Below are 7,659 nucleotides of genomic sequence, written 5' to 3'. Positions count from 1 at the left end.
CTGAATTCTCGGGGTGTTCATCGGTGCCGTTCCTTCTTTTGTTATGTGGTGATCACATAAATCGAAGAAACGTCGATAGTCAACAAAAAGAATAGAAGAAACGTCGATTGTAATTCAGCCAAGGGTTGTTCAACCTTGGTTGGTTACCGATTCGAAATTGGGGGTAAATGTGAGTTACGACCTAGAAGAGCGCGTGTTGTTCGCGTTGGCGAGGATCACGGGTGCATCGATCGATAAGCTTTATTCGCTTTATTCCGTCAGGCTTTTCATGAGGTTGTCGGCAAGGCTTGGCGGTAGTTCCGTCATGCGTCCGCGGTAGAGGAAATCCATCGAGACGCCCCATCTTTCCGCGATTTTGTAGGCCATATCCGCCTTCAAGGGCTTCTCGCCGCGCTCGATCCGAATGAAACTGGTGCGGTCGATGCCTACTGAGTCAGCGAATTCGGCTTTCGACCTGCCGTTGAATTCGCGCAGGGCCTGGACGCGCCGACCTACGGCTCGTGGGTGAAAGGGATTGGCTATATCCATATTGGGAACCTCGTTTTTTTAATCGTTATGACATTTCGTCGATAAATTGCCTATCGACGTTTAACCGATGATTGACGAATAGAAGAAACGTCGATTATACCCGTTGCATGAACAGATTTTCCACATTCCGGGATGTGATCGACGCTTGGCCGTCGCGAAAGGATTTTGCGACGGATGTCGGCGTGTCCGTCGCGGCGGTCAATAAGATGTGCGAGAAGGACAGCATTCGCGGCGTGTATTTCCGCGACATCGTTGCGGCGTCGCGATTGCGTCACGGTCGCAGCGCGGTTTCCGCCGACGATCTTTGTCGTCTGGCGGCGCGGGACATCGTGCCGCCGATTCTGGCCCGCGGTGCGGATGTGCCGGGTCGGGTGGCGGCGGAATGATCGGGATGGATCGACGTTTCGCATATCGGGATCAATTTCGCGGAAATGCAGCGGAATTGAGTGATTTGCGCGGTGTTTTTGCGTCAGCGTTCGGCGGCGTATTCCATCAGAAACTGCATCGCCGTTCGGTTGTCATCGGCGGCGCAATCGGCGCGGAGGCGCTGCAGGATCGTCTCGTGCGTTCCACGAATTCCGGGATTGGCGGTCTCGACGCCGAGAAGATGGCCCCATGTCATTCCCTGAATTGCCAGTTCGTTAATCATGTTGTCCATGCCGTCCGACAAGTCAGGCTGACTGTCGAGGATGCGAATAACCTCGCTGCAGGGCTCTTCAAGGTAAATTCGCTGAACTTCATGGTTCTGAATGTCGCCGGACGCCTGCGCGGTGCTGGCGATCAACAACGCCGCAATTGCGGCAATGGAATGCTTCGGTGTCATGCGCCGAACCATAGCCCGGCGGGGTGCGGCGATCAATGCCGCGTCGGTCGCGGTGTTCTTCCTGACCTGGGCTGCGCTTCGGCGCGGCCCGTTTTTCCTGAAAGGGTGTCGCTTTGACCGAAAGCACTTGTTTCGAAACGGTATGGCCTGCGCGGGCCTATCAACGGACGGACCCGGTGAATTTCCGGGTCGATGCCACGATGTCCGAGGTCGTGAGCGAATGCCGGGGGCGGCTTTGCTACCTGGCGACGCCTTACTCGAAGATGGTTCTTGACGACGCGGGCCGATGGTCGCGGGAAAAGTCGATCACGGCGGCAATCCTTGCCGGGCGTTGGGTGCGGGATTTCGCGCTCGATGGCGTGACGGCGCTTTCGCCAATTGCGCTTTGTTGCGCGGCGCTCGATGCCGATCATGTGACCGGCTATCTCGATCCGCTGGACGCAGTGTTTTGGGAAAACTGGTGTCGGCCCATGCTGAACGCGTCTGGCGCGGTCATCGTACCGCCTCTGCCGGGCTGGCAGGAAAGCGTCGGGATAGGTGTCGAGGTACGCGCGGCGCTGCAGATCGGCTTGCCGGTCTATGTGATGGGGCCGGTCGAATGACCGCCGAAGCGCTGATCAGTCAGCGGTCGCGGGATCGCATTTTCACGCATTTCGCGTGTCGCCTGAAGTCCCGGTTCGGGATCGAGGGTGTGGCGCTGAAGCTGTGGCGTCATCTGGCGATGCTGCATCATCGGCAGGACTGGGCGCAGTTGGTGCCGGTGGCGCGGTTGAACAGGACGGGTCGCCGCCTGTTTTTCGTCCGTTTGGCCGATGGCCGTCCGATGTGGGTCGTGTTCGATACGCGGCTTGGGGTGCCGATCACGGTTTATTGCGCGGGCATGGATATTCAGCCGCAAGGGTTCGAGCCGATCCTTTTGACGGACCCGGCCCATGCGTAATCACAAGAACCAATATCCTGAAGCCGTGGTTCTGACCGGGCCGGTGCATCGTGACGTTTCGGCGGATGCCTGTCGCCAGTTGTGGTGCGCGGTGCTGCAACACGGAATCGCGACAGCGCTTCGGGCGATCCCGCGCACGGATCGGGCGCTTGTGTCGAGCCTTGAAATTCAACGGGCGCGAAGCTGGATCGGAACGCCGGATTTCCGGCTGGTCTGCGAACTGGCGGGGATCGATCCGGCCTATGCGGCGGCGCGTGTCGGATTGCGTTTGGCGCAGCTGGGCGCGAAAGGCGGTGCGGCATGAGCGGGTTCGAACGCGATGTCACGATCGGCCCCTGCCGCCTGATCCTGGGCGACATGCGCGACGTGTTGCCGATGATCGAGGCGCGGGCGGACATGATCATGTCCGATCCGCCCTATCGGCTGACATCGGGAGGATCGACAACCGGGCGCATGGGCGGATGGATGTCATCGAAGACCTATGACAATTCCGGGCGGCTGTTCGAGATGGTCGAATGGGTTGACATGGCGCCGCTGATGTTCGCCGCGATGGCGGACGATGCCGATGCGATCATCATGACATCGGATCGCGAAATGCAGGACGCGCGGGCGGCTTTGCAGGCGGCGGGGTTGCGGTTTCATCGCGTCCTTGTGTGGGACAAGATCACGGCAACGCCGAACCGATGGTTCATGCCCGATTGCGAGTTCGGGCTTTACATGTGGAAGGGCCGGGCGCGCGCGATCCGCGATTGTTCGAGCAAGGCGAAAATCCGGTGTCCGCAACGCGACGTGTCGCAGCACTATCTGCCCGGCGATCTGCCGCCCGGCGAACGCGCGGTGCATCCGACAGAAAAGCCCGTTCCGCTGATGGCGTCCTGGATTGCCAATTGCACCGATCCCGGCGGTTTGGTTCTCGATCCCTTTATGGGGTCGGGTTCGAGCCTTGTCGGCGCGGTGCGGACGCGCCGCCGGGCGATCGGGATCGAGCGGGACCCGAAATGGTTCCATGTCGCCTGCGAACGCGTTCGCGAAGCGGTCGGATCGGGCGAAGTCGATGCGCCGCTGTTCGCCGCCGAGACAGCGGAACAGGAGGGTTTCGCGCTGTGAGTATCCTGCAGGACATTACCGCGAATGCCGTGGCACGGGATTTAACGCCGGAAGATTTTCGGACCTATGCCCATCCCGAAATCGAGCGGTCGCCCTATTGGGAGCGCGGCGTTTGTTTTCTGCCTGAATGTTCGCGGCGGTTCGAGCCGTCGCGCGATTGGCAAATGTACTGCTGCACGGAGTGCGAACGGGCCGGAACGGCGGAATTGCGCAAATGGGGGCATCGGATGGCCCTGTCGGCGCTGGTCTGGCGCATGGGCAAGTATGAGGCCGAAAACGAGGCATTGCGCGACCTGGCGCGCGCCGCGCGGCGGCATGTGACGCATGTGCAGTCGGCATGGTTCGAGGATCGCAAGGCGCGGGCCGAAAGCAGTCGCAATGGCGTTTGAAGCAATCAGAAGCGGGCGAGGTCAGCCAAGGGTTCGATGCATATGCGACTCGTGCGGTCGCGATGAAGTCGTGTGTGCGGATCACGCGAAGGGAAGCGGGGTTGCCGGGCAGGCCGTGCCAAAGCTGCAGAAACTTGGCTGGACCTACGTTTCAAAACGGCTTCGCTGCGGTGTGTGTGACGCGAAAGAGAAGGTGGTTTCCTTGGGGAAAAATAGGGTGAGCGAAACGGTCGCTGCAAAACCGAATGAGCCGACGCGGGCGCAGAAGCGCGACATCATGGACCTTCTGGATGAAGTCTATGACGTAGACGCGGAATGCTACCGGAGGGGTGACACAGACGAAACTGTCGCGGACGTGCTGAACGTGATGCCCGGATGGGTTGCCAGTATCCGCGAAGAATTCTTCGGTTCGGCGGGCGATAATCAGGACATGTCGGATCTGAAAGAAGGTTTGGACGAACTGTTGAAGCGGGTCGTTGAATTGGAGGCCCGTTTTGAGACTGCCCTTAAATCCTTAGTCGAACTGAAGGCAGACGCGTCATCAATGCAGGACAGGCTGTCAGCGATTAAGGGCGCCGTTGGTTCCCGAACGCTTACAAAGGCGGGGATCAAATGATGCTTGATGGCGGGTTTATTTCCGGGATTGAAACCGTGCCGGTTTTCGAACGGGCCGCGCCGTGTCCGTTTTGCGCGGGTCACAAGGGCTTGTGTGCTGCGGCGGTGGCGTCGCTCGAAAGCGAAGATGGCTGTCAGGTCGATCTGTGGGCCGTGTTGTGTCCGTGCGGATGCTATGGGCCGCTGAGTGAAGACTCGACCGACATAGAGGCGGCGCTGGCGGCGTGGAACGGACGCACGGCGGGGCAGGGCTGATGGCGGTTTATGTGGACGATATGCGCGCGCCGTTCGGTCGGATGAAGATGTGTCACATGATGGCGGACACGTCCGAAGAACTTTTGCGGATGGCGGATCGCATCGGTGTGCAGCGCAAGTGGATTCAGAGCGCCGGGACCGAGCGGGAACACTTCGACATAGCGATGTCGAAACGCGCGCTTGCCGTGCAGGCCGGGGCTATCGAAGTCACACGGCGCGACTTGGGGATGTTGATGCTCAAGCGGCGGGGGAAGCCGCATGATGTCAGCTGCATCACATGTCGGGATAATCGCGAGGCAGGCCAATGACTGACCGTCGCAGGCAATGCCGGGCATCGCCGCCGGATCGGATCGGTCGCGCCGTCACGGTGCATCTGAACGCCGACGATTATCGCGACCTGTACGAACTGACGATGACGCGCGGCGGGTCGATGTCCGATGCCCTGCGCGACCTGGTACGTGCGGAAAGTGCGCGGCACCGCAATCTTTCAGACAATGAGGCAAAAGCATGACGGGCCAAGCGGCATATCTGGTCGAGGCCGACGCGATCGAGGAATACCCCATCGCATCCGCCGAACGGCTGGAAAGCCATTTCTACATGGAATGGCATTTTAGGCGCTGGCGCAAAAGCCGGTTTCGCCAGCTGGTCGATCCCGAATGTGGCTGGTACGGCTTTCTGTTGTTTAACGAGGCGCAGGACGAAACGCCGGTCGGTACGTTGCCGGTCGATGATCGGCTTTTGGCGAAGGCGTTGGGCCTGTCGTTGGAAGCGTGGCAGTCGCTTCTGAAGCGGGAAATCACGCCGTTGCATGGCTGGCACAAGGTTCGCACCGACGCGGGCGAAATCCGGCTGGCGCATCCCGTGGTGACCGAAATGGCGCTGAAGGCGCTGGCAGGCAAGCGCCGCAATTCCGAAGAACGCGAACGCAGGCGGGCGGCGAAGCGGCTGAAGGATCTGGCCGCGATGATCGAGCGCGTCGGCGCGTCGCAGCTCTTGCGCAAGGCGGGCTTGGTCGAAGCCGTCGATCAGTGGCTGATGGACAATGCGCAGGGTCGGAACAGGACAGAGGCGCTTGTGCGCGAGGCGCTCGACGCGGTGTGCGGCGGGTGATGTTGGGTCTGTGCCATTCTGTGACGGTTACAGAAATTTCCGTAACGGGAACGGAAAAGTCACGGAATGGAACGGAAAAATCACGGGTTCGGCTTTTTTTGCGCCGGTTCTGTGACCGCTGAAAAGAAAAGACACGAAAAGAAAAAGAAAAGAAATCCACGAACCGCAACCGAACCGCCAAGGGGGAAACCGATGGAAGGTGAGCAGCTGAAGCAGGGCAAGGAAAGGGTCAGGAAAAACCTGATCGAGCCGCTTGAAAGGGCAAGGATGAAGCGCAAGGCCGGATGGACGGTCGATCAGCATCTGGCGATGATGTCGAGCCTTGAAGCGCGTCTTGCATACATGAGCGCGAAAAACCTGCAGGCGCTGGCCGAATGCTGCGAACGCCATGCGGGCGGCAAGCTGAAGGATGTCTGGCCTGCCGAAGTCTCGATCTGCAATTGGGCGCGGCGGTTGCAGGAACCGCCTGCGTCCGAAAGCCGTCTTGTGCGGTCCTATCTTCAGTCCGGCGCGGGGGTGGCGGCGCGGGCTGGGGATTACCTGGTCGAACTGTTCGTGCATCTGAAGCGCGTCGGCATCCCGCCGAACGATTACGTCCTGAAAGAACTGCAACAGCGGGCGCAGGACAGGGCGCGGGCGCATGACAGGATCAAGCGCGGGATCGCGTCGGGATCGGCCAGCCCGTCAGAGCGGGCGCAGCTGGACGCCTATCACCAGACAATGCGGCGGTGCGTGGCAATCGTTGAAGCCGGTAAACAGGGGGCAGAGGCATGACCAAGAACGGCAATGGAATCGAGGATGTGATTGCGCGGATGGATCACCGCGCCGATGTCCGTCAGGCCGAGGCCGACCGGATCGCGGAAGTTCGGGCGCGCGGGTTCGTTCCCGCCGATGTCGGAACGCGGACGATCGAGGCCCCGGCGCGGGGGCCGGTGCGCATGTTCGAAGGCATGAAGCTGTATCCTGATGGTTCCGATGGGTTCGCGTCGAAACCGTCCGGTTACAACGGCTGGAAAACGCTCCAATGCGCGGACGCGTTCGACGTGATGCGGGCCAAGTCGCGGGGGCACGGCGGGGCTGAACAGTTCACGGCGGCGCAGGTCCAGATGGGCCGGTTCTATGGCGAGTTGTTCCGCAAGCATCAGGCGGCGGGCGTCAAATGTTCCAGCCTGGAAGGCGGCGCAGCTGGCGGCGGCAGGGGCGGCGAGTTCATGGACGCGGTGCTTCGCGACCGGCGGCGTCTTGATCTGCTGCAGGCGCGGATCGGTGCGGGCGCGTCGATGCAGGTCCGGCGCGTCCGTCCGAGTTCGCGCGGAACGCGGGTGACGATCCTTGATCGGCGTCTGGTCGATGCTGTCTGTATCGAGGAACAGACGCTATCCGATGTGTTGCGGGCGCATGGTTGGGCTGCGCCGGGGCGAAGTGCGCAGGCCAAGCACCTGAAAGCTTTGGGCAAGGCACTGGCTGAAGCGTTGGAGCGCATGATGGGTCCGGTGCGAGGTCGCGGGTTGCGGGCCGCGCATTTCGGCGACGGGCCGGGTTCGATTTGGGGGAACGGGTGATGAAGCTTCTGGAATCTGGCGCAAGCGAAGATTGCGGTTGCCCTGAAGAACTATGGCAGATCGGAAACCTAGCGGTTCTTATCCACCTTGAAGCGGATGGCGATGGTCATGTGATCGTTTACGGTGGAGATTTCGAGTATGAACGAAACGTTTCGTGTCGAGGTATTGAGGACCTAAGAGTCAAGGCAAAACAAATAGTTGAAGGATTCCCGGTTGAATGAACAAAAAAACTGCATTGACGCTTAGTACGTCAGAGCAGTACCTAATAGGCATCATCAAGAACTGCGCCCACGGGAAACCGGCGGGCGCTTTTTCGTTGATATCTGGACA

16 protein-coding genes are annotated in these 7,659 nt (G+C 60.4%); 14 read left to right on the top strand and 2 right to left on the bottom strand.

From position 1 onward, the window contains the following. Positions 1-249: 249 nt before the first annotated feature. On the bottom strand, positions 250-528 hold the full coding sequence (locus tag RBB31_RS20035; RefSeq protein WP_306131026.1) for a helix-turn-helix domain-containing protein: 279 nt from the start codon (positions 526-528) through the stop codon (positions 250-252). Positions 529-662: 134 nt separating this feature from the next. Between RBB31_RS20035 and RBB31_RS20030 the strand changes: the two genes are divergently transcribed. Next, the gene (locus tag RBB31_RS20030) at positions 663-914 is read left to right on the top strand and encodes a hypothetical protein (protein ID WP_306131025.1); all 252 of its coding nucleotides are present in this window, start codon (positions 663-665) and stop codon (positions 912-914) included. Positions 915-997: 83 nt separating this feature from the next. Here RBB31_RS20030 and RBB31_RS20025 read toward each other — a convergent pair whose 3' ends face one another. Then, complete coding sequence (locus RBB31_RS20025; protein ID WP_306131024.1) at positions 998-1,351, bottom strand: hypothetical protein; 354 nt, start codon at positions 1,349-1,351, stop codon at positions 998-1,000. Between the two features lie 113 nt (positions 1,352-1,464). On the opposite strand from RBB31_RS20025, the gene RBB31_RS20020 reads away from it, so the two are divergent. The 13 genes from RBB31_RS20020 to RBB31_RS19960 all read left to right on the top strand — a co-directional run bounded on the left by RBB31_RS20020 (position 1,465) and on the right by RBB31_RS19960 (position 7,550). Further along, the gene (locus RBB31_RS20020; protein WP_306131023.1) at positions 1,465-1,953 is read left to right on the top strand and encodes a DUF1937 family protein; all 489 of its coding nucleotides are present in this window, start codon (positions 1,465-1,467) and stop codon (positions 1,951-1,953) included. After that, positions 1,950-2,291, top strand: coding sequence for a hypothetical protein (locus tag RBB31_RS20015; protein WP_306131022.1), 342 nt, complete (start codon positions 1,950-1,952; stop codon positions 2,289-2,291). Before RBB31_RS20020 ends, RBB31_RS20015 begins: the two co-directional genes overlap by 4 nt. After that, on the top strand, positions 2,284-2,595 hold the full coding sequence (locus RBB31_RS20010; protein ID WP_306131021.1) for a hypothetical protein: 312 nt from the start codon (positions 2,284-2,286) through the stop codon (positions 2,593-2,595). Before RBB31_RS20015 ends, RBB31_RS20010 begins: the two co-directional genes overlap by 8 nt. After that, positions 2,592-3,398, top strand: a complete 807-nt coding sequence (locus RBB31_RS20005) for a DNA methyltransferase (protein WP_306131020.1) — start codon at positions 2,592-2,594, stop codon at positions 3,396-3,398. Before RBB31_RS20010 ends, RBB31_RS20005 begins: the two co-directional genes overlap by 4 nt. Further along, positions 3,395-3,787: a hypothetical protein gene (locus tag RBB31_RS20000; protein ID WP_306131019.1), complete on the top strand. Its 393-nt coding sequence runs from the start codon at positions 3,395-3,397 to the stop codon at positions 3,785-3,787. Before RBB31_RS20005 ends, RBB31_RS20000 begins: the two co-directional genes overlap by 4 nt. Positions 3,788-3,902: 115 nt before the next feature. Further along, entirely contained in the window at positions 3,903-4,403 is a 501-nt protein-coding gene (locus RBB31_RS19995) for a hypothetical protein (protein ID WP_306131018.1), read from the top strand. Further along, the gene (locus RBB31_RS19990) at positions 4,400-4,657 is read left to right on the top strand and encodes a hypothetical protein (protein ID WP_306131017.1); all 258 of its coding nucleotides are present in this window, start codon (positions 4,400-4,402) and stop codon (positions 4,655-4,657) included. The genes RBB31_RS19995 and RBB31_RS19990 overlap by 4 nt, the downstream gene beginning before the upstream one ends. Next, positions 4,627-4,965 (top strand): DUF4031 domain-containing protein, encoded by a 339-nt coding sequence (locus tag RBB31_RS19985; protein ID WP_306131016.1) that lies wholly within the window; start codon positions 4,627-4,629, stop codon positions 4,963-4,965. The genes RBB31_RS19990 and RBB31_RS19985 overlap by 31 nt, the downstream gene beginning before the upstream one ends. Beyond that, the gene (locus RBB31_RS19980) at positions 4,962-5,168 is read left to right on the top strand and encodes a hypothetical protein (protein ID WP_306131015.1); all 207 of its coding nucleotides are present in this window, start codon (positions 4,962-4,964) and stop codon (positions 5,166-5,168) included. Before RBB31_RS19985 ends, RBB31_RS19980 begins: the two co-directional genes overlap by 4 nt. Then, positions 5,165-5,767, top strand: coding sequence for a hypothetical protein (locus tag RBB31_RS19975; protein ID WP_306131014.1), 603 nt, complete (start codon positions 5,165-5,167; stop codon positions 5,765-5,767). The genes RBB31_RS19980 and RBB31_RS19975 overlap by 4 nt, the downstream gene beginning before the upstream one ends. 192 nt (positions 5,768-5,959) lie before the next feature. Then, positions 5,960-6,541, top strand: a complete 582-nt coding sequence (locus tag RBB31_RS19970; RefSeq protein ID WP_306131013.1) for a hypothetical protein — start codon at positions 5,960-5,962, stop codon at positions 6,539-6,541. Next, positions 6,538-7,329, top strand: coding sequence for a hypothetical protein (locus RBB31_RS19965; protein ID WP_306131012.1), 792 nt, complete (start codon positions 6,538-6,540; stop codon positions 7,327-7,329). The genes RBB31_RS19970 and RBB31_RS19965 overlap by 4 nt, the downstream gene beginning before the upstream one ends. Continuing rightward, on the top strand, positions 7,329-7,550 hold the full coding sequence (locus tag RBB31_RS19960) for a hypothetical protein (protein WP_306131011.1): 222 nt from the start codon (positions 7,329-7,331) through the stop codon (positions 7,548-7,550). Before RBB31_RS19965 ends, RBB31_RS19960 begins: the two co-directional genes overlap by 1 nt. Positions 7,551-7,659: the final 109 nt, after the last annotated feature.

It is taken from the genome of Roseovarius sp. MMSF_3350 (genome assembly GCF_030733425.1).
In the GTDB taxonomy this organism is placed as follows: Bacteria; Pseudomonadota; Alphaproteobacteria; order Rhodobacterales; family Rhodobacteraceae; genus Roseovarius.
The sequence above is the reverse complement of the archived record's forward strand: the minus strand, read 5'-3'. Positions and strand labels throughout refer to the sequence as shown.